We start from the raw sequence: 1085 nt of genomic DNA on the forward strand, positions 1-1085 counted from the left end.
GTCCCACGGGCACGAACGTTCAATCCCCGGCTATGGCTATCTTACGACCACATAAAAATGAGGTCCACCAGAAAGATCTGGTGACCTCATAATACGAACGGGTACGATAGCGTAATGCCTATGGTTGCCGCGCGGCAGCCATTCGCCCATCTAGTGGGCAATAGTGTATAACGACCAACAACTTCCGTATAGTGTAAAATAAACCATAAGAATTGAATTGGAGGTGTATAGGGTGTATAGGATATTTACAGTACTTGTGTTTGCTGTCGTCACTCTCATATCTGGCTGTAGCAACGATGAATCGGTCATTTCAAAGGAATGGAAGGAAACGGGAACGGTCGAGTTAACAACAACAAACGATGAGGGAAAACAGATCAAAGCTGAGTGGCTTGGGGATGAAGGGCGAATTGCTATAAGTAATACTCCATTTGTTGCGGGGCAAACACAAAAATATATGTGGCTATTATGGGGAAACAAGGATGAGATTGAGAATAAGCCATTAAAAGTAATTGCCACAAGTGAAACGGGTGAGGAGCTAACTATAGTTGAACGCATTTTAGGTGGAGAAAATTGGGGGGCAACTGCTGCATCGCCTTCAGGATTCAGTCTGCCAACGAAAGGACTATGGAAACTTAATGCTTTTGTTGGTGAAAAGCTACACGGAACATTAATTGTTAATGTTAATGAAGCCTGACATTAGCTAACGAGCAGTGTGCTGCCGCGGCAGCTGCTTCTTCCTGTCGCTTAAGCAGGAAATGGGGCTTTGCAAAGTTAGTAGATGTCGAAAACAAGGGGGAAATAAAATGGGGCAATTTTATCACTGTGAAGACAATATCAGTTATAAATACAAGTTCTACTCGATAATTTCATGGCTAACATTCAAAAAGATAAGAGCTATTGAGAATAAGAAAATGCTCTATAGCCGACTCTTAAAGTTACCGGAGAACAATCCCAATAATATTCGTTTATTGAACTAACGGGTACGATAGCATTCCTGTAGAGCGTTAAATTACCGCTTTGCAAAAAAACGAGCGCCTCGGTACGATGGGAGTACGCAACGGGTCATAGCCCTTTAAATCCCATCA

Annotated in this window: 1 protein-coding gene; it reads left to right on the top strand. The window is 42.7% G+C overall.

All coding sequences use genetic code 11. The features are described 5' to 3' along the window. The first annotated feature begins 232 nt into the window (after positions 1 to 232). Positions 233 to 694 (top strand): hypothetical protein, encoded by a 462-nt coding sequence (locus AC0YOA_RS38045; RefSeq protein WP_475790946.1) that lies wholly within the window; start codon positions 233 to 235, stop codon positions 692 to 694. The last annotated feature ends 391 nt before the right edge of the window (positions 695 to 1085 follow it).

The organism is Paenibacillus sp. JT22N12 (assembly GCF_056269365.1).